The organism is Candidatus Bathyarchaeota archaeon, from assembly GCA_026014685.1.
Classification (GTDB): Archaea; Thermoproteota; Bathyarchaeia; order Bathyarchaeales; family Bathycorpusculaceae; genus Bathycorpusculum.
Genome location: JAOZHW010000011.1, coordinates 1 through 19,645, shown reverse-complemented (window position 1 = coordinate 19,645; position 19,645 = coordinate 1). Strand labels below are relative to the sequence as shown.

Below are 19,645 nucleotides of genomic sequence, written 5' to 3'. Positions count from 1 at the left end.
GACTGAAAATTGAACTTGCAGTTTTCAACTCCAAGCAATTTAACATAAGTTTTTCTAATTCTTGATAACCACATTAATTAACACGAATTTTTTTAATTTTTTTGAAATGTCAGAAATTAAGTGGTATCAACAAGAAACCGAGAAAGTTTTTCAGCTTTTGGAAACAAGCAGCCAAGGGCTTACCGATGCAGAAGCGAAAGCTAGGATTCAGAAATACGGTTACAACGAGATCACTCTGAAAAAGAGAAGCACAGTGATGCGTTTTCTAGATCAATTCCGTAGTCCCTTGGTTTTGATACTTATTGTGGCTGCATCAGTCACTGGAGCCTTGTCGATACTACATATTGAAGATTTATGGGTAGACACAGGCGTAATTCTTGGAGTCGTAATCATAAACGTTATCTTGGGCTTCTATCAAGAGGGCAAAGCTGAAGGCGCCCTTGATGCCCTCAAAAAAATGTCTGTGCCGAAATGTACTGTAATTCGTGACAAAGTCCAAAAGGTTATCCCAACTCGTGAACTTGTACCCGGAGATGTTGTTGTTCTCAACAGCGGCGACAAAGTACCCGCTGACCTTCGTTTATTCTTTGCAAAGGATGCTTACGCCGATGAAGCATCACTTACTGGGGAGTCAACTCCAGTTATCAAAAACACCCAACCACTTGCTTCCCCCGACTTAACACCCGGAGACCAGCAGTGTATTGCATTCAGCGGAACTTTCATTACGCGCGGTTCAGCTTTGGGTGTTGTAGTAAAGACAGCCGAGAAGACAGAATTTGGAAAGATCGCTACTCTAGTGAAAGAAACTCAATCTCATAAAACACCCCTGCAAAAGCAGATTGACGCTTTCACTAAGACGCTTATAATTGCAATTTTCTTCTTGGGTATAGTGAATACCATAATTGGTATTTCAATTGGTCAAAGCCTGATTTACCTCTTCATGGCTACAGTGGCGCTTATCGTGGCCGGCATACCTGAAATGCTTCCGATGATTGTAACTGGTGTTCTTTCTTTAGCTGCCACTCAGATGTCGCGGAGAAACGCGTTGATACGAAGATTAACTGCTACGGAGACTTTAGGTTGCACCACTGTGATCTGTTCAGATAAGACAGGCACCCTCACCAAGAACGAAATGACTGTTTCAAGAGTATTCGCCGGGGATGCCAATTACTTAGTGACAGGTGTGGGGTATGCGCCTCAAGGACAATTTCTCAAAGAAGATAACACATCTCTCACCCCCGATGACTACAGTTTTGAACTAATCGAAACCCTTAAAGCTGGAAAAATGTGCAACAACGCCTCACTAACAACAGAGGGCGACCAACACCGCATCATCGGCGACCCAACAGAAGGCGCATTACTGGTTTCAGCTATTAAAGCAGGAATATCAGAACAAGGTCATCGGTTGGATGAAATCCCCTTTGATTCTGCATACATGTACATGGCCACCCTACAGCAAGATGTGGACAAAAACGTCATTTACATCAAAGGCTCCCCTGAAAAAATTATTGAACTTTGCGAATTCCAGTCAATTGGCGGCAAAAATGTTCCAATAGATAAAAAGAGAATCATACATGAAGCAGAATCTATGGCGCACGAAGCAATGCGTGTTCTCGGCATGGCTTTCAAGATAGTGCCAAAAACTAAAACCACCCTAACAAAACAAGACCTGAAAGGCATGGTTTTTCTAGGTTTACAGGGCATGATAGACCCACCGCGGCCAGAAGTAACTGAGGCAATAGCGAAATGCAAGAAAGCGGGCATACGGGTCGTAATGATAACAGGCGACCACATTCGTACCGCTGTAGCTATTGCTCGAAAACTCAAAATAATCGATGAAAAAGAAGACAACGCGATTAGCGGCGAACAACTAGCCAACCTAAGCGACACCCAACTTTACGAAGTTGTAGGAAATCACAATGTCTACGCCAGAGTTGCGCCAGAACACAAACTAAGGATTGCCCAGCAACTCCAAAAGAGGGGTGAAATTGTAGCCATGACCGGTGATGGAGTGAACGACGCCCCCGCTCTTAAAGCCGCTGATATCGGTATAGCTATGGGAATAACCGGGACTGAAGTCAGCAAGGAAGCCGCCAGTGTAGTCTTAACTGACGACAACTTTGCAAGTATCGTTTCAGCCGTTGAAGAGGGACGACACGCTTGGAAGAACCTCCAAAAAGCCATTCTATACACCCTCCCAACCAACTTTGGACAAATGCTGTTGATAATCGGCTCAATAATACTGGCGCAATACGTAGCACTCTTTGCTTTGCGACTTCCCTTAGAACCGATTCAGATTCTCTGGATTAACCTCGCTGACTCCGTCTTCTTAACTATGCCGCTACTGTTTGAACCCAAAGAAAAAGGTTTACTGAATGAACCTCCTCGCAACCCCAAAGAGAAAATAGCCAACAAACTATTCTTCATACGGGTAATTCAGGTATCCGTGGTCATGGCGTTATCAGGTTTCATCATCTTTTGGGTTTACGGTCATTCAGCTTTGGCCAACGATGCCATAGTTTTAGCGCAAGCCCAATCCGCAGCGTTCCTAGCTGTACAATTTGTACACTTAGGTTACGTAGCAACTGCCCGTTCAGTCTACGATTCTGCCTTTACTCTCAATCCGTTCTCTAACAAGTGGCTACTAGTTGGGGTGGGCGCAACAGTAATTACTGGACTGCTCATAGTGTACGTACCTGCAGGGCAATTAATCTTCAAAACGGCAAACATACCCCTTGAATGGTGGCCATCGATACTCCTTGCATTACTTCCAGGCTTTGGCTTAGTAGAATTGGAGAAACTCTTAAGAAAAATAGGAAAAAAACGTAAAACAAAAACTTAAACCGTGAAAACGCTGAACTCAGGTCTATGTATAATTGGAAACAGTGAAATAGGAAGATAGATGACAAAGCTCTCAAAACTGTTGCCGACAAAAACCCCATTTTAATGTCCAAAACCAAAAGTTAACTCGCTCAATAAGCACGGGTTTCTTCTAGGCATGAATGGAAAAGCATTTGCAAACGCAAATAAAGGGGTTTAGCATGAGAGTAAAGAAGCAAAGCTACAGATTTGGTAAAAGTGGCCGGGGTGATGTAGCTTGGCAGCATAGAGGCCTGTGGAGCCTTTCGCCAGGGTTCAAATCCCTGCCCCGGCCCCACCTCTGTTAATAGTGTTTTTCGATGCCGCCGAAGCCGAATTGTTTGTTATTAGCAGTCTTTTTGATAAAATTGTTTAGTCGCTTCTTGAACTCGTCTGGCCGGTTTCTTGCGTCTTCGATGTAGCCGACTCGGATTCGTTTGTATTCGAGGGAGTACTTTTGGAAGTTGTTCCACGCTTCCCTGTTGCTTTTGATGGCTTCTAAAATATCCTCTGGCATAGCAAACTCTTCGGCAAGGAGGTCTCTGATTGAGGCTTCTATTACGGGAAGCACTTTGCCTTCTTTTACGAGTTTACGTAGTCGCTGCTTGTTTGCTTCTGAATAGGGCGTTTTGAGGTTTCGGGGAGTAAACCGCTGGGCATACTTGGCGTCGTCGATTCGTTTGGCTGTGCTGTCAATCCAGCCAAAGCATAGTGCTTCCTCTACGGCGTCGTTGTAGGGTATGCGGGGTTGGCCGCTTGCTTTTTTGGGGAAAACCAGCCAAATTTCCTTTTCCTGACCGTAATTTTTTTCTAGCCAATCGCGCCATCCCCTGCCTGTCTGGGAAGTAAACGGTTTTTCCAATGTTCATAGCGTTGTCCTTGTTTGATTTGTGGGTTTGGTTAATTAAATAATTGCCAAATCTTAGTCTTAGCTGAGTGTTGTTTTTGACAGGAATGCTTAATTTTGCTGATGGGTTTTATTACATTCTCCCACTGGTTAAGTTCACCCTTGACGACGGACCCAACAGAGCTGCAAGACTCAATACGCTTGCGCTGCCGTGACGAAGGGTTCACCCAAACAAGGGACACGGTGGGCCGGGCACAAATTCCCGCGCCGAGAGAGCTTCACCAAGCTTATAGCGACGCTTAGCTGTGAGGTGAAGTGTTAGGTTACGTCGGGAGACAAACCGCCCGCGAAAAAGGTATTTTGGTGTTTTGGGTTTACCTTTCGTGATGTAAGATTTTTAAGAAAGTAAGAGCCATATTCAAGTAAGAACGAGGTTTCAAGTTGGAAAACGAAGTAACCGTCACAGAGAAAGGTCAAACCACCATCCCAATTAGCCTCAGAAAAAAATACAAAATAGAAAAAGGCACACGACTACAAATTATTGAAACCGAAGAGGGTATTTTGTTCAAACCCAAAAAAACCATCTGGGACATGATCGGTGCATTTTCTGACACTAAAACCGCTGACGAAATAGATAAACAACTATATAAACTAAGGCATGAAAATGAATAAACCTGCAGTGTATGATACCAGATTTTTCACCCAACTTTATAGATCCAAAAACGAAGAAATGCGTAAAAAAATAATCAACGAGCGGACAAGAAAAGAAAAATACGTTTCAACAATTGCCCTCCACGAATTATACAAAACTTCTCTATCTACAGAGGGACGGGAAATAGCAAAAATAAAACTAACATACGTTAAGCAAGAATTCAAAATCGTCCCTGTAGACGAAGAAATAGCGCAAGTATCAGCTGAATTTAGACAGAAATACGACCTCTCCATGGGAGATAGCATGATAGCAGCCACAGCATTTGTGCTTAACGCAATCTGCATCTCAGACGACGCGCACTTCAAACTAATAAAAGAAATAAAAACAACTTGGCTGTAGTTATCTTTTCAATTCGCTGAGTAAGTTCTTAAATAACTATCTATAATTAGCTATCTGTAACTGAGCTGAGATATGTGGATATTGAACGAAAGATTGAGCTTATTTGCAGACCGCCAACCGAAGAAGTAGTAACCTCAGAAGACCTCCGAGCCCTACTTGAAAAAGAAGAACACCCCATCGCCTACAACGGCTGGGAACCCTCAGGACTCGCGCACCTCGGCACAGGCGTCATCTGCGCTTACAAAATGAAAGACTTCGCCGAAGCAGGCATCCACTACAAAGCCTTCCTCGCCACATGGCATGCATGGCTCAACAACAAACTCGGCGGCGACCGCGAACTCATCCGCAAAGCCGCAGACCTCTTCCGCCACAGCTGGCTGGCGTTGGGTGTGCCAGGCGACAAAGTCGAATTCATCTACTCTGACGAACTCTACACTGACATCAAATATTGGGAAAAAACCGTTAAAATCGCAAAGGAACTCACGATTGCCCGCACAACCCGTACACTGGAAATTGCAGGCCGAAAAGAGGGCGAAGCGCACTACGTCGGCGACTACCTCTATACACCGATGCAGGTTGCCGACATTTTCCAGTTAAACGTGAAAATGTGTCAGCTTGGTTTGGATCAACGTAAAGCCAACATGGTTGCAAGGGAAATCGGCGAAAAAATCGGCTACTGGAAACCCGTCTGCATCCATCACCACCTGCTGCAGGGTTTAGCTAAACCTGCTGTTTGGCCAATTCCAGAGGGACAAGAACGCGAAGCCATAGCGTCTGCAAAGATGTCTAAGAGCAAACCTGACACATGCATCTTCATCTATGACGCTCCCGAGGAAATCAAGAAGAAAATGTCCAAAGCCTTCTGCCCCGAGCGAACCGTCAAACATAACCCCATAATGGACATCTGCCGCTACATCATCTTCCGAGAAAAACCCGTTTTCACCGTTGAGCGTCCAGCCAAATTCGGTGGAACCGTCTCTTTCGAGAGTTTTCAAGCGCTAGAAGCAGCATACACCGAGGGGAAGCTGCATCCGATGGACCTCAAAAACGGTGTTGCAGCTGAGTTAGGCAATATCCTTGAACCCGTCCGACGCTACTTCGAAAACAACAAGGAAGCAAAAGACTGCTTAGAAGTGGTTCGTCAAGCAAAAATCACAAGGTAACCTCCTTGTCCACACGTAGAAAAGAAAGATTAGAAAAAATCGAAGAAATCATAGCTAAACTCTCTGAAGAGGCAGCCAAAGGCAAACCCATCGTGGTTGAGGGCAAAAAAGATGCAGATGCACTCTGTGAATTAGGCGTCAGCGGCAAAGTGTTAACCGTGAAGACGGGCGGTAAATCTTTTTTGCAAGCCACCACGGAAATCGAGGCTTTTGGTGCATGCGAGGTTATTTTGCTGTTGGATTTTGACCGCCGTGGCAAAGAAGGAACAAAACGGCTCCAACAAAACCTCGAACGAGATCAAATCAAGGCGAATATACGTTTCTGGCGTGAACTGGCAGCGCTGGTTAACCGTGACGTGCAATGTATCGAGAGTTTGCCAGCTTATCTGGCGACTGCCCAACAGAAGGCTGCATAAACAGACTTTGTCATGTTGAAAACCACGCGACGTCTCAGTGTGTACCTCCCCTCCCTTATTTAAAGTAGCCATGAGAAGAATCCCTTCCAGCTGGTGGAGGAAAGCCATTTCCACCAAATAATGCGACTGTTCGATAATTTTAGGAGTGTTTGTGGGGTTTTTTTGTTCCTGCCTCTTATTTAGGGCGGGTATGTTTGTTTTGCTTGTTGAATGCGGAGAATGTTTATAAGCATGTATGCACAGGTGTGCATAAGGTGAAGCGGTGCAAAACCGCGTATGCACAGGTGAAAATATGCGAAGAAGCCTAACTGTAACCCCTGAAAACGACAAAAAAATCCTACTCACAAAAGGACGATTCCTAACAGGAGACGCACCACTAGACATAGACTACACCACAATGGTCAATATATTCATCGAGCTAGGCCACAAAGTCATGTCCACCGCCTGGAGCACAGGCGACACCAGCCAAAACGTAACCATCGACAAAAACGAAATCGTCGAATCCTTCAAAAAACACGCATTCAACTCAGAACTAAAAGAAGAATCCGTCGGAGACCTAGTCGCTGAAATCATCTTCAAAAAACTCGTCGAACAAACCAGCATCGCTGTATGCGATCCAACAAAACAAAACCCCGCTCTACCACCTGAACAAACCAACAACCAAAACACAAAGAAACAAAAATACATAACATAAACCAACCAGAGGGAAAAAGTTGACTGAAGACAAAGCTAAGGAAGTCAAGGAACCAGCCCAAACTGTTGACTTTGAAAAACTGCTTGAATCAGAAAAGAAACGCTCCGAAGACTACCTAACTCGCCTAAAGTACCTGCAAGCTGACTTTGAAAACGTCAAAAAACGCTTCGACAGAGAAACCGAACAAATCAGATGCTACAGTAACGAACGCATAATCAACCAGCTACTTGACGTGGTTGACGAGTTAGAGTTGGCGGTTAAAGTTGCAAAGTGTGCTGATAACTCGCAGAAAACTCTCGTTGAAGGGGTAGAAATGACGTTAAAGAAGCTCAAAAAAGTCCTTGAGCAAGAAGGGGTCTGCCCAATCGAGTGCACAGTGGGCACTGTTTTTGACCCATCAAACCATAACGCCATCGCCGCAGAAGAATGCGACGACGCTAAAGAGTGCACGATATTAGAGGAAATCCGGAAGGGCTACAAGATGAAGGATAAGGTGCTGCGTCCCAGCATCGTTAGAGTAGCCAAACCAAAATCAAAGTAACAAAAAAAGAAAAACATTGGAGGAAAAAACAAATTGAGTAACCAAAAAACAAGTCAAAAAGTCTTAGGTATCGACTTAGGAACAACCAATTCAGCCGCAGCCATATACGAGGGGGGACACGCAACAGTTATCCCCAGCGCCGAAGGACCCACGATGGCAGGCAAAATGTTTCCCTCAGTAGTTGCTTTCACCAAGGATGGACAGCTGCTAGTCGGAGAACCTGCAAAGAGGCAAGCCACCACCAACGCTGAAGGAACAATCTTTGAAATAAAACGCAAAATGGGAACAAACTACAAAGTCAACATTCACGGCAAAGAATACACTCCACAGCAAATCTCAGCTTTCATACTGCAGAAAATCAAAAAAGACGCCGAAACCTACCTCGGTACACCCGTGAACAAAGCCGTCATCACCGTTCCCGCACACTTCGATGACAACCAACGCCAAGCAACCAAAGATGCAGGCGAAATCGCGGGCTTTGAAGTTATGCGTATCATCAACGAACCCACCGCAGCCTGCCTTGCATACGGCATCGACAAACTTGAGCATGAAATGAAAATCCTCGTGTTCAGTTTCGGCGGCGGAACCCACGATGTCACCCTGATGGATTTCGGCAAAGGAGTGTTCCAAGTACTTAGTACAAGCGGCGACACCCAACTCGGCGGAACTGACGTGGACAAAGCAGTCATGGGCTACATCCTCGAAGAGTTCAAGCGCCAAACAGGCGTAGACGTCTCAAACGACCGCATGGCCATGTCTAGATTGAAAGATGCTGCTGAGAAAGCGAAAATCGAGCTTTCCACATTGATGAGCACAGACATCGACCTGCCCTTCTTAACTGCCGACGCTTCAGGACCCAAACACCTCCACTTAACACTTACAAGAACAAAACTGGAATCCCTCGCACAACCCATCATAGAACGCACAAAACCCACACTACTAAAAGCACTCGAAGACGCCAAACTCACACCACAACAAGTCGACAAAATCATCCTAATCGGTGGCATGACCCGAATGCCCTTAGTTCAACGTTTCGTGGAGCAGATCTTGGGCAAAGCCCCTGAACGGGGAATCGACCCCATGGAAAGCGTCGCGATAGGTGCAGCCATACAGGGCGGTGTAGTTACAGGTGAAGTAAAAGACCTGCTACTGTTAGACGTCACACCTTTGTCGCTGGGAGTTGAAACCATGGGTGGAGTCATGACTAAGGTGCTCGAAAAGAACACCACCATCCCTACCAAACGTAGCCAAATCTTCACAACCGCCGCAGACTTCCAAACCGCCGTCACCATCCACGTCTTACAAGGCGAACGCGCCATGGCAGCAGACAACGTCTCGTTGGGAATGTTTAACCTCGTTGACCTACCGCCAGCACCCAGAGGAGTACCCCAAATCGAAGTGACCTTTGACATTGACGCCAACGGCATCCTAAACGTAACCGCTAAAGATCGTGGCACAGGCAAAGAATCCAAAATCACCATCACAGCCTCAACCAAACTCTCTAAAGAAGAAAAAGAACGCCTCATACGTGAAGCAGAGCAATTTGCAGAGCAAGACCGCAAGAAGAGAGAGGAAGCTGAAACACGCAACGCAGCAGACAGCCTCATCTATACAGCTGAACGCACCAAACAAGACTTAGCAGGCAAACTCTCCACGGATGAAACCGCGAAAATCGACGCAGCCGTAACAGAACTCAAAAACGCCTTAGCAAGCAACGACATGGCACAAGTTAAAGCCAAATCAGACGCGCTACAGAAGGTACTTCAAGAAGTCGGCACCAAAGTCTACCAGCAAGCCGCAGCTGAAGCCGCAAAGCAGCAACAGGCACAGGGAGGCCAGCAGGCTGGTCCACAAGCCGGAGCAGGTCCACAAGGACCCTTTACAGGCGGACCCGAGCAGGGTGGCCCATCAGGCGATAACGTGGTTGACTCAGAAGACTACAAAGTCAAATAAACCACTTTCTTTTTTCTTTACCAAAATTTTTTTCCGTATTTTCCAGTTTTCTATTATAATAAATTGCCCCTTTTAACACTACATAGCACTCTCTCATAGAGTGGGTGAACAAAAAAGTGACCCGCCTTTGTATAAGGAACGGTAGGAGGCGGCAGAGCAAACAGAAAAATGACAAAAAAGAAGAAGGTTTGTTATCTTATGAAGTCGTCAAATGACCAGAAGTGTTCTTCTTCTTGCATGACGATGTCTTCAAAGAGGCGCCTTGTGGTGGTGTCGCCGCGTTTAAGTGCTTCAGCGATAATTTGGCGGTACAACGTTATTGCGCTGCTTTCCAATGCATGGTCAAGGATCAGGAAGTCTTGTGCGGTTTCTCCGACGACTGGCAACGGATCAGGTTTAGCTACTGCTTCGCCCTCAAGGAGGTAGATGCGTTCGCTGATTTTCTCCAGATGCTCCATTTCCTGCATAAAGACACCTTTGAGCAGTTTGCTGACGACGTCGGCTTTGTTGGTTTCGGTGATGGTTTCAAGCGGGGTGTTTTTGCGGCGTAATTCGAGGAACGCAGCTTTTTCGTGTTGGTTGGTGTATTGTACTATGCCTGTGATTTCTGCTGCTACTGCCTTGTTGAGTAAGGCAAAGTAGTCGTCGGTGTAGATTTTGCGCCACTCAGGAAGCGGAACCTTGCTGGGTTCATCTTTTTCGTCTTGGAATTTGGTGTATTCTTGGAATTTGAAAAGGTGACCTTCTTCTTCGCCGTAGATTTTCTCGAAGACTTCATGTGTTTCCCAGTCGCCCATCTTTGTAGCAGTCTCGATGATTTGCCGATAGAGCACTAGGGCTTCTTCTTCAGCTTTTACGCCCAACTTGGCGAATTCGCTTAAGCTGTCGCCGACGGTGACTTTGCTGGATTTAGTGGTGGCTTGTCCGCCGAGGTAGTAGATGCGTTCCATTATGGTGGCTGCATGCTTCATTTCTTGGATGGCGATGTCTTTTAGGAATTTTCCGACTGCGTCGTAGGTGGTTTTGTCGAGGAGTATGTTTTCGGGCAGTGTTTTGCGCATTAGCTTCTCCATCTTGGCATGTTGGAGAATGTATTGAAGTGAAACGCCGATTTCGCGTTCAACTGCCTTGTTCAACATGTCTATGTATTCTGTTGTTATTTTGACTGACATAAAATCACAACATCCTGTTTCAAAAGGAACTAAACCACAAATATAAGATTTGTTGTAAAAGCGCTAAATCGTCAGTGAATCAGCCATAGATGTTGTGGTCAAGCTAAAGTTGCTGATTAGGTATCTCAGGCTGTAAACAGAGCCTCTTAGTTGCATACCACGCCACAAAAACCGAAAGCACAGCTAAACCAAACACCACAACCTCAAACAACAGTGGCGAGTACTTGGCAAATGGTACCAAAAAATCAATCAACCCCATCGGTAACGCGATGAAGAAGAGGATTTTTTTGCGGTAGATAACCGCCATCAAGCAGAGGTAACCCCAAGCTATGTGAATCAACGCAGAGGATATGCGTTCAAGAATCCCCATGCCGACCAATCCGAGTGCTTCACTGTTTGACGCAAACAGCGAGGGCGCAGCCGCAGTTAATTGGTTGTAGGTTAACTCCGCGATGGAACCGCTGCCTGAAAGAATAATGTAGTAAGCAACCAAGTTAATCAGCGAAAGTACGCTTATGAAAGCTACGTTTTCCCAAAACGCCAGCCCTGAACCATACGCCTCAGCATCCCGCCTGTCCATTTTGCTGCGTTTAACTGCATAAGAAGCCACCACATAAGCCAACCCCACTTCGAAAACCACCGTTTGCAACCCATAATACAAGCCCAAAGAGACCTCGCCAGCCCCAGAAACCAAACCTACGGTTGGGATTTGAACTGCATACTTTAATCCGATGGCTATGGCGTAAGCAGCCAAGGAATAGAGCCAGACGTTTGTGTGGAAGTGCCGTTTTTTGTACCAGTAAAGCATTAAGGCTGCGCCGATGGCTATGGTGACGACAGGTTGGATGATGAAGATGGGGTTGATGTTTTCCATAGCAAGCGTTAATTCGTTTTGTGCTTAAAAGATTTGGGATACTCAGTTAAAACCTAAAAGTGAACCCTGCATACGGCGGGCAAAATAGAAAGTATAGCTAAAAATTGAAAAAATGCAAAAGGTTTGTTTATGCGTCTAATCCTTGCTGGAAACCAGTTAACTTGATAGTGCAGCCGCATTTACCGCAAGCAATAACCAGTTCAGTGAGTTCGTCGTTGACGACTTTGGTATCCATGATTTGGTAGTTGTCTTCTGTTTCGTCGTCTGGAGAGATGGTTGTTCCGCATTTGGGGCAGGGGAATGAGCCGTCGCCTTCGAGGCTTGCCAAGTTGATGGTGTGTTCGCATTTTCCTTTCTGTTCCAGCTTCTTCATCATCATTCTTCCTTCACTTCAGTTTCTGAATTAACCTTTTTCTTAATTAACGATTATGAATTACTAGTCAGTAAACCGTGTTTGTTTAAAAGTTTGACGCCTAAAAAAGGAAAAAAAGAAAGATAAAGTCGCCGTTTTTATGGGCAGGCTTCTTTTTCGAAGCATTCGGGCGAAATGTAGTCGCCATACTTTTCTTTAGCGTCCATAAGGCGTTGGCGTTGGAGGTATAGTATGCCGAAGAGTTCCAGTGGTGTGTCAGTGACGTTTTCTTGGTAGAACCGCTGTACGCGCTCGATTTTTGCGAGGTTTTCTGGGACACGTATGGTGAATTGTTTTATGTAGTCTTCTTTATCGTAGCTTTTGTTGAGGACTTGTTTGAAGAGTTTTTTGAGGTCGTCGTATTTGGGTATGTAGCCTGTGGGGGTTTTTATGGCGCCGACTTCGTTGTGGACGCGAAGTTCCATCCACTTCACCCAAACATGCTTATCATGGGGGGTGTTGAGGTATTTGCCGTTGCCCACTTCCTTTAAGAAATAGTTTACGCCAAAAATTAAGGGTTGCTTTTTGAGTTTACGCCCGAATTCTAGGTTGTTGTGGACGTTTTTGCCAAGTGGAATGCTGATGAAGTCTTGGATGCTCATCATGTTGATTTCAGGGACACCTTCTTTGCCGATGGTGGCGAAGGTGGTTTCGGTTTCCAGTGAAGCACCGTATGCGATGATGCCGTGTTCCCAACTGAAACTTTGCTGAACAGGCACGTAGGCTTTTGCGTCTCGACCGCCGTACATGATGCCGCCGAGTTCGACGCCGTTGGGGTTGTCCAGTTCAGGGTCAACGTTTTCAAGCGCTTTTAATGCTACTGCGTATCGAGCGTTTTTGTTTGCTGCGGGGATGTCGTTGCCTGCTTCGTCTTTTTTGCCTTCATACCATGCGCCTGTGTAGTTAAGTCCGTCTTTGGGTAGTTCTTCGCCCATTCCAAGCCAGTAAGGCCGCCCATCTTTGACTAGGATGTTGCTGAATACGATTTCTCCGGGGTTTGTGAGAACCTTCCAGATTAGAGCGTCATCTTTGGCTTTTACATCCTGGATGATTCCGAATATGCCTGACTCCACGTTCACAGCACGTGCAACGGAGCCGATGTCGCGGATGTAGGCTATGTCGTCTCCGAGTATGGTTTCACCGGGTAACATAGCAGTTGAGGTTTTGCCGCATGCACTTGGGAAAGCACCTGCAAAGTAGGTTTTGCGGTTGTTGGGTCCAAAGACACCCATGAGCAACATGTGTTCTGCTAACCAGCCTTCACTGCTGGCTTTGCGGATTGCTAAGCGGAACGCAAGCTTCTTGAAACCAACAGAGTTGCCCGCGTATTGGGTGTTGACGCTGTAGATGGTTTCGTCCATGTGGTCGATGTAGATGCGTTTTTTGTTGTAATCAACGCTTACCATGTCGCTGTTGAGTCGCCCTGCAGAGTGGAGCACTTTAAGGAAGTCAGTTTTGTTTCCTGCTTTAATGAACTGCTCGTATCCTGGCCTGTAGAGCAAGGATTCGGTGTGTGCAACATACCAAGAATCCGTACATTGCAGACCTAAAATGGTAAAAACAGAGTCAGCGGGCCCCAAAGAAATAAAGCGCACAATCATGGTTTTACCCACCATGGAGTTACGCAGCAAACCCATAACTTCCATAAGGCCCTCTTGGCGGTCAATCTGATTAAGGGCTTTGCTGAGGGTTACGCCTTTTGCAACAAGGTATTTGGTTGCTTGGCGATCCCGTCCTTGATCCTGCTCCCCGTCAAAGTGCACCGTGTGCCCTTCGAGTTTTAGGATGGCTTTCTCTTCACCTGTGGCAATCGCCTGTTTCCTCACGTAGGCGATGTCTTCAGCGGAGTCACTGCAGATGAAGATTTTTTCGGGGTGGCAGAGGTCGCTTTCTTTAGCGATGAACTCATGCACGTTGGGGTTGTCGATTGCGCTTAGTTTTTTGAAGTCTTCGGCGCTTAGCTTTGCTTGTAATGCTTCTAAGTATGGATTCATACTATCTAGTCAGTCCACTATAGTTCATTAACGTTTCCGGGTACGCGTGGGAAAGGTTGACATTCCGCGATGTGCTTTACGCCTGCAATCCAGCCGACTAAACGTTCCATACCGATGCCTGCGCCTGCGGTGGGTTTTAGTCTGCCTTCTTTAGCCATCTTGATGATTAGGGCGTAGTTTTCTTTCTTAACTTGGTCGCGTTCGATTTTCTCTACGATTTTCTTGTATTCGTATTCACGTTTGGCGCCGCTGAGGACTTCTCCGAATTGTGGCATGAACAGGTCGTAGTTGTCCCATTTGCCTGTCTTGAAGTCTTCGTAGTCGTAGAATTCACGTGGAATGTTTGTTACCCAGACAGGTTCCGTTATGTCTTTAGCTATCCCTTCTTCCCAGCCGTCTGCGCCATATTTTGCTTCTAAATCGGCTCGGTCATAGATTTTGAACGGCGCTTTTGGCGCTTTTAGGGTGTCGCAGCGGCACAGAGTGGTTAATTCGTTTTTCATGTCCTTCTTGAGGTCTTTAACTAAGGTACATATGGCGTCTTCAACCAAGGCAAAGACGTCTTTGGAGCCAGAGTCTGCCATTTCAAAATCCAGTTGGGTGAATTCGTAGATGTGTTTGCCTGTTTTGGCGCGTTCGCCTTTTTCGATACGGATGTTGGGTGAGAGGATGAACAGTTTTGGGTAAGCGGTGGAGGCGGCGACGAGTTTGTGTATGATCATGCTTGACATGGTGCGGACGGGTTTGCCGTAGATGTCGACTTCGATGCGTTTCTCTATGGATGCACCTGGATCTGGCCAGAGGGGGTCGGTGCTTTGGCTGAGGGCCACTGGGAGGAGCCATTGGAAGCCTTTGTTTATGTAGGTATTTGTGAGGCTTCTTAGAGTGTAAGTCATGATTTTGCCTATGCAGGCTTTGCGTTCTATTTCACTTGCCGTTAGTTGTTCTAGCGGTTTTGGGATTTGGATTGTTTCTTGTTTTGTCATTTTGGTCACTGGGATATGTTTGGTTGTACACCAACGCAGTTGTGGTAATTAAATTTTTTATATGAAAATGTGGATATTTTACAGTAACTACAGGTTTTTATACCTGTAACCTGTAATATTTACATATGAGTGCTAAATTAGATGAAAAAGACCTAGCCATACTCACCCTCATACAAGAAAACAGCAAACTAACCGCCAACCAAATCGCAAAAAAAATCAGCTGCCCCATCACCACCGTCTTCGCAAAAATCAAACGCATGGAAGAACTCGGCATCATAACACAATACCGCGCCATACTCAACGCAGAAAAACTCAACCTCGCCACCACTGCCTTCATCTTAGCCTCCGTCTCCTACCGCACCAAAGACGACACTCCAATAACCCAGCGCGACGTAGCTGAAGAAATCGCCCGCTTCCCAGAAGTCCAAGAAGTCCACATCATCACAGGCGACTGGGATCTGCTGGTGAAGTTGCGCGCGGAGAACGTGGAGGAAGTCGGCAAATTCGTTGTCGACAAGTTGCGGCACATTAAAGGCTTAGAAAAAACCCTCACCTGCATGGTTTTCGAAACCGTCAAAGAGAGCACCAGCCTGCCCCAGATAAAGAAGCCCCAACCTAAACCTTAACTACGCTGAACCCGAATAGTACAGTAGCGGCAAAGCCAAAAGCACAGTGTTTTTCCCCTTGGCGGTCAGCTTGTACTCGACTCTTAGGGGTGGACCTGCGGTGACGTTTCGGGTAATGTAACCATGTACCTGCAGCATCTTGAGTTTATCGCTAAGGGTGCGTGAGTTTACACCAAGCGTTTTCTTGATTTCGCCAAACCCGATGGTGTCTTTTAGGATGAGGGTGTAGAGGATTTCTAGGCTCCATTTCTGGAAGAGGACCGTGAAGGTTTCTTGGAGGCTTTCGACTTCGTCTTTGAGGTCTTTTGGGGTGATTTTCTGTTTTTCTATGATTTGGTTGAATGTGAATTCTATGCCGCGTAGGACTTGGTCCATTTGGGCTTCGACGGTTTTGCGGAATTCCGCGCTCAAGGTTAGGGGTGCGCTCATGTGGGTCACACTTGGTGTGGTTTTGCTCACTTCACAGTTTATAAGGGTTTACTTACACAACATAGTGTAAATAGTAAAGTTAACTTCGGGAGAGAGAACAAACAATGGAAAAATATGACGCTATAGTCGTAGGCGCAGGAACTGCAGGCTGTCTCGCAGCCAAAACCGTAGCTGAAAAAGGCCTCAAAGTCGCATTAATCGAAAAGAAGCCCCGTGCAGAAATTGGAGAAAAAATCTGCGGCGACGCACTGGGCGAACACCACCTCACCTTCCTCGGACTCGAAAAACCACAGGGCGGCGAGTTAGAAGCCAAAATCGACGGCTTAAAAATCTACAGCCCCGACGAAAACACAATCTTCACCATAGCTGACAAAGACTTTAAAGGCTACATCCTAAACCGCCACCTCTTCGGACAATGGCTCCTCAAAAAAGCCATCGACAAAGGCGCCGAATTACATGACAACACAAACTTCCGCAGCCCCATAATCGAGAAAGGTGCAGTCGTCGGCGTAACCGCCAAAAACATGAAAACAGGCAAAATCAGCGAAATCCGCGGCAAAGTTGTCGTTGATGCGACAGGCTACTTTGGCATGGTACGCAAACAGCTCCCCGCCGAGTTAGGCTTAGACCGCGAAATCGACAACGAGGATGTTGAGGCTTGTTATCGCGAAATCCGCCAACTTAAACAGGAAACAGAGGACACCCGCTACTGCGGCATCTACCTAAACCAAAAAGCCTCGCCGGGCGGCTACATCTGGATTTTCCCCAAAGGCGGCGCACGCGTCAACGTCGGCATCGGCGCCATCATGCGCAAAACCGGCTACCCCAACCCAAAAGAGCAACTCTACGCCACCGCCTACAAGAAACCCATGTTCGAAGGCTCAAAGCTAATCACTGGCGGTGCATGGTTTGACCCCGTACGCAGACCCCTCGACAACATGGTCGGCAACGGTGTCATGCTCGTCGGCGACGCAGCCTCGCTTGTGAACCCCATTCACGGCGGCGGCATCGGACCAAGCATGCTAAGCGGCTACTTTGCAGGCCAACAAATCGCAGAAGCCCTCTCAAAAGGTGAACCCACCAAAGAGGCGCTGTGGGGCTACAACAAACGCTACATCGACACCTACGGCAAAAAGCAGGGCACACTGGACATCTTCAAAATCTTCCTTCTCAGCTGCAGCGATGAAGACCTCAACTACGGCATGAACCAAAAACTCATGACCGAAGACGACGTCCTCAAAGCAGGCATGGGCGACGACTTCCACCTAAACATCACCGAAACCGCCAAACGAGTCTTCCGCGGCATAAGAAAAGTCGGCTTCCTAAACAAACTCCACACCACCGTCAGCATGATGAAACAGCTAGGCGCACACTACAACACGTACCCCGCAACACCAGTCGGCTTCGAAACATGGCAGCAACAGACGATAAAGCTGATTGAAGAAGCAAAACAAAAAATCAACTAAACCCCTTTTACCTTTTTTAAGAGTCCGCCTGCAAAGACAGACGTATCATTCGCTCAACCTATTCCTTGCGTTCAAATCTCGTTCCATTTTTTCTATTTTCTGATAAGCATTAAACTGGTTATGTTAGCCCAAGAATTCATTGCCCATTGTCGCCTTGGGGCTTTAGACGCTTTACACATTGCATCTGCCTGCTTAGGCGGCGTGGGGTACTTTTTGTCTTGCGATGATCAACTTACAGGTAGGGCATCATTGATCGAGAAACTGGCTAAGTCAATGGGGTACAACATAAAAGTGAGAAATCCAATTAGTTACTTAGAAGAATTCGGGGAGAGTTAAAAGAAGTTGACTGTGGCGACGGTTGAGGTTCCTTTCGAAGCGTTGGTTAAGGAACTGGGTGCTAAGCGAGCAGTGGAGTTCATCAGCGAAATCCGTGAGTGCTACGGCGACTCGGTGGTTGAGCTTCGCGGAGCCACAGCGAAGCTGTCCATCGCGCAGATAGAGGCAGAAATCAAAAAAGCCAAACGAAAAAAAGCAACCTAACCCCCCAAAAATTTGCCCATAGCATAAACGCTTCGATACGGCTTTATATAAGGGAGGGGAGGTAGCTGTAGAGAGGTGGCGTGGTTTTTTAGGGTGTCGATTTTGTTTTTATGTTTAGGGTTTTGTAGTGTGGGTCGTCAGTTAAGACGTAGTTGGCGAGGCCTGTGGTGACGCACGAGGCGATTAAGGCGTCTGCGAGGGGCACGTTTTGGTGAGTGAGTGACAAAAAAGAAAAGAGGGTTTAAGTGGGAGGTTGTGGTGGCGGCGGATAAGTTGGCGGTGCTATGGGTTCTGCTTGCTTTAGCTGGAAGAAGGCGATTGCCAAAAGCAGCGCTGCAATCCACATCAACAGTAAGCCGAAGCCGATTATGGTTAAAAACGCGCCAGCCAACAGTAAGGTTCCAGCGGTTCCGAATAAGCCAACACCCGATTTTGCACTGACCTGTTTTAGTGAGCGCCTGATGAAGAACGTGCCGACTATGGCAAAAACCCACAGAATAACCAGCACAGCAAGCGCACCCGTTACAAGCGGAACAAGAGTGCTGTAGTCAAAGTTGCCTGAGGTAAACTGGCTTGTGTCAGCCGTCATGCCTGAAAGAGAAGCCCACGAGCCATCCCAACCTGGGTAAAGCTGGTAGAGAAAACTGCTAATGTTAGCCAAGACAACCGCAACCAAAATAACAAACGCTAAGACCGCGCCCACTACGCCTGCAAGTACGCCGATGACTGCGTTCTTGAAGATGCCTGACTCATGAAAATGCCCTGAAAGCCCATACAACGCCGCCAAGATGAGCACTGCACCGATTAATTCCAATATACCGTAAAAGTTCGCCACGGGCAAGATGCCGATGAACATCAAGATCGCGCCGATGCCGCCTAAGATTTTGTTCGTTTCATAGTTCATTTCGTTTTCCTCTGCGTTTTGTTCAGCGCAAAGGGCATAAAAGCTTTTTCATGACTAACCAACAGGCACCCAAACGCTACCTGCATTCCACCAACCACCCTTGCAGTTGCAAGTTAAACGCTTGCTGGATTGCGGTTGGCCTGTTGCCCCTGTAAAACATCATAGAACGTCTGCAAGTAGGCTTTGCCGTCTGCTGTTATGGCATACACTTTACGTGCACGCCCCCCCATCTGCTGAACCAGGCAGGAAACAAACCCCTTCTCCTCAAGCAAATTCAACGTTGGATAGAGTGCGCCGTGGCGGATTTTGATGTTGAAATCGGTTTCAACCTGTTTTTTTATCTTGTATCCCCATGTAGGCTCAACTTGAATGATGCGTAACAGTTGGATGTCGAGGAGGTTTCTGATTATGTGTTGTACAATTTGTTTTTTGTAGGTTTCAGTCATGACTTGAGCCTTTGCCGCTACGTTCAGGTATGGATTGGATGTTTGGATTTATTTGTGTTATGTTAATTTTCGTATTTCGACATATGTCGGGGTATGTTTTAGTATGCTTGGGGTATGTGTCAAGCTTTATATGGTTGTGTATTGTTACTCTGTATTCAAGATATGTCCAGTTGTGGACATATTGTATATGCGTCTAACAGCCGAACTGTTGGACAAAAATACACAAAGGAGAAAAAAATCAGACATGTTCAAAGCCAGTTCGCAAAAAGAGG

At 46.5% G+C, this 19,645-nt stretch carries 21 protein-coding genes and 1 tRNA gene; 12 read left to right on the top strand and 10 right to left on the bottom strand.

What is annotated here, in order from left to right:
* Positions 1-106 precede the first annotated feature (106 nt).
* Together NWE96_08770 and NWE96_08765 are read left to right on the top strand one after the other, a co-directional pair.
* On the top strand, positions 107-2,842 hold the full coding sequence (locus tag NWE96_08770; GenBank protein ID MCW3984073.1) for an HAD-IC family P-type ATPase: 2,736 nt from the start codon (positions 107-109) through the stop codon (positions 2,840-2,842).
* 239 nt (positions 2,843-3,081) lie between these two features.
* A tRNA-His gene (locus NWE96_08765) sits at positions 3,082-3,157 on the top strand.
* Between the two features lie 6 nt (positions 3,158-3,163).
* Here NWE96_08765 and NWE96_08760 read toward each other — a convergent pair.
* Positions 3,164-3,721, bottom strand: coding sequence for a YdeI/OmpD-associated family protein (locus tag NWE96_08760; GenBank protein ID MCW3984072.1), 558 nt, complete (start codon positions 3,719-3,721; stop codon positions 3,164-3,166).
* A gap of 426 nt (positions 3,722-4,147) precedes the next feature.
* Between NWE96_08760 and NWE96_08755 the strand changes: the two genes are divergently transcribed.
* The 7 genes from NWE96_08755 (at position 4,148) to dnaK (ending at position 9,524) form a co-directional block, all read left to right on the top strand.
* Positions 4,148-4,378: an AbrB/MazE/SpoVT family DNA-binding domain-containing protein gene (locus tag NWE96_08755; protein ID MCW3984071.1), complete on the top strand. Its 231-nt coding sequence runs from the start codon at positions 4,148-4,150 to the stop codon at positions 4,376-4,378.
* On the top strand, positions 4,371-4,757 hold the full coding sequence (locus NWE96_08750; protein ID MCW3984070.1) for a PIN domain-containing protein: 387 nt from the start codon (positions 4,371-4,373) through the stop codon (positions 4,755-4,757). The genes NWE96_08755 and NWE96_08750 overlap by 8 nt, the downstream gene beginning before the upstream one ends.
* Positions 4,758-4,831: 74 nt before the next feature.
* Positions 4,832-5,920 carry a tyrosine--tRNA ligase gene (locus NWE96_08745; protein ID MCW3984069.1) on the top strand — a complete coding sequence of 363 codons (1,089 nt, stop codon included), beginning with the start codon at positions 4,832-4,834 and terminating at the stop codon, positions 5,918-5,920.
* A 5-nt stretch (positions 5,921-5,925) separates the two neighbouring features.
* Entirely contained in the window at positions 5,926-6,336 is a 411-nt protein-coding gene (locus tag NWE96_08740; GenBank protein MCW3984068.1) for a toprim domain-containing protein, read from the top strand.
* Positions 6,337-6,628: 292 nt separating this feature from the next.
* Positions 6,629-7,030, top strand: a complete 402-nt coding sequence (locus NWE96_08735; GenBank protein ID MCW3984067.1) for a hypothetical protein — start codon at positions 6,629-6,631, stop codon at positions 7,028-7,030.
* Between the two features lie 19 nt (positions 7,031-7,049).
* On the top strand, positions 7,050-7,571 hold the full coding sequence (locus tag NWE96_08730) for a nucleotide exchange factor GrpE (GenBank protein ID MCW3984066.1): 522 nt from the start codon (positions 7,050-7,052) through the stop codon (positions 7,569-7,571).
* Positions 7,572-7,604: 33 nt separating this feature from the next.
* Positions 7,605-9,524, top strand: a complete 1,920-nt coding sequence (gene dnaK / locus NWE96_08725) for a molecular chaperone DnaK (GenBank protein ID MCW3984065.1) — start codon at positions 7,605-7,607, stop codon at positions 9,522-9,524.
* A 191-nt stretch (positions 9,525-9,715) separates the two neighbouring features.
* Here the strand turns inward: dnaK and NWE96_08720 are convergent, their stop codons facing one another.
* The 5 genes from NWE96_08720 to NWE96_08700 form a co-directional block, all read right to left on the bottom strand.
* Entirely contained in the window at positions 9,716-10,696 is a 981-nt protein-coding gene (locus NWE96_08720; GenBank protein MCW3984064.1) for a ferritin-like domain-containing protein, read from the bottom strand.
* Positions 10,697-10,799: 103 nt separating this feature from the next.
* Positions 10,800-11,570: a YhfC family intramembrane metalloprotease gene (locus NWE96_08715; protein ID MCW3984063.1), complete on the bottom strand. Its 771-nt coding sequence runs from the start codon at positions 11,568-11,570 to the stop codon at positions 10,800-10,802.
* 127 nt (positions 11,571-11,697) lie between these two features.
* Positions 11,698-11,943 (bottom strand): hypothetical protein, encoded by a 246-nt coding sequence (locus tag NWE96_08710; protein ID MCW3984062.1) that lies wholly within the window; start codon positions 11,941-11,943, stop codon positions 11,698-11,700.
* A gap of 137 nt (positions 11,944-12,080) precedes the next feature.
* On the bottom strand, positions 12,081-13,976 hold the full coding sequence (locus NWE96_08705) for a phosphoenolpyruvate carboxykinase (GTP) (GenBank protein MCW3984061.1): 1,896 nt from the start codon (positions 13,974-13,976) through the stop codon (positions 12,081-12,083).
* A 17-nt stretch (positions 13,977-13,993) separates the two neighbouring features.
* Entirely contained in the window at positions 13,994-14,962 is a 969-nt protein-coding gene (locus tag NWE96_08700; GenBank protein ID MCW3984060.1) for an asparagine synthetase A, read from the bottom strand.
* 125 nt (positions 14,963-15,087) lie between these two features.
* Between NWE96_08700 and NWE96_08695 the strand changes: the two genes are divergently transcribed.
* Positions 15,088-15,588, top strand: coding sequence for an Lrp/AsnC family transcriptional regulator (locus NWE96_08695; protein MCW3984059.1), 501 nt, complete (start codon positions 15,088-15,090; stop codon positions 15,586-15,588).
* Here the strand turns inward: NWE96_08695 and NWE96_08690 are convergent, their stop codons facing one another.
* Positions 15,589-16,017 (bottom strand): helix-turn-helix transcriptional regulator, encoded by a 429-nt coding sequence (locus tag NWE96_08690; GenBank protein ID MCW3984058.1) that lies wholly within the window; start codon positions 16,015-16,017, stop codon positions 15,589-15,591.
* A 104-nt stretch (positions 16,018-16,121) separates the two neighbouring features.
* Here NWE96_08690 and NWE96_08685 point away from each other — a divergent pair, with 104 nt between their 5' ends.
* Both NWE96_08685 and NWE96_08680 read left to right on the top strand, forming a co-directional pair.
* The gene (locus NWE96_08685; protein MCW3984057.1) at positions 16,122-17,483 is read left to right on the top strand and encodes an NAD(P)/FAD-dependent oxidoreductase; all 1,362 of its coding nucleotides are present in this window, start codon (positions 16,122-16,124) and stop codon (positions 17,481-17,483) included.
* Positions 17,484-17,831: 348 nt separating this feature from the next.
* Entirely contained in the window at positions 17,832-18,023 is a 192-nt protein-coding gene (locus NWE96_08680; GenBank protein MCW3984056.1) for a hypothetical protein, read from the top strand.
* Positions 18,024-18,111: 88 nt separating this feature from the next.
* On the opposite strand, the gene NWE96_08675 is transcribed toward NWE96_08680, so the two are convergent.
* The 3 genes from NWE96_08675 to NWE96_08665 all read right to left on the bottom strand — a co-directional run bounded on the left by NWE96_08675 (position 18,112) and on the right by NWE96_08665 (position 19,373).
* A complete protein-coding gene (locus NWE96_08675) occupies positions 18,112-18,249 on the bottom strand; it encodes a hypothetical protein (protein ID MCW3984055.1) in 138 nt (45 codons plus the stop codon).
* Between the two features lie 15 nt (positions 18,250-18,264).
* The gene (locus tag NWE96_08670) at positions 18,265-18,927 is read right to left on the bottom strand and encodes a DUF996 domain-containing protein (GenBank protein ID MCW3984054.1); all 663 of its coding nucleotides are present in this window, start codon (positions 18,925-18,927) and stop codon (positions 18,265-18,267) included.
* A 113-nt stretch (positions 18,928-19,040) separates the two neighbouring features.
* Positions 19,041-19,373, bottom strand: coding sequence for a PadR family transcriptional regulator (locus NWE96_08665; protein ID MCW3984053.1), 333 nt, complete (start codon positions 19,371-19,373; stop codon positions 19,041-19,043).
* Positions 19,374-19,645: the final 272 nt, after the last annotated feature.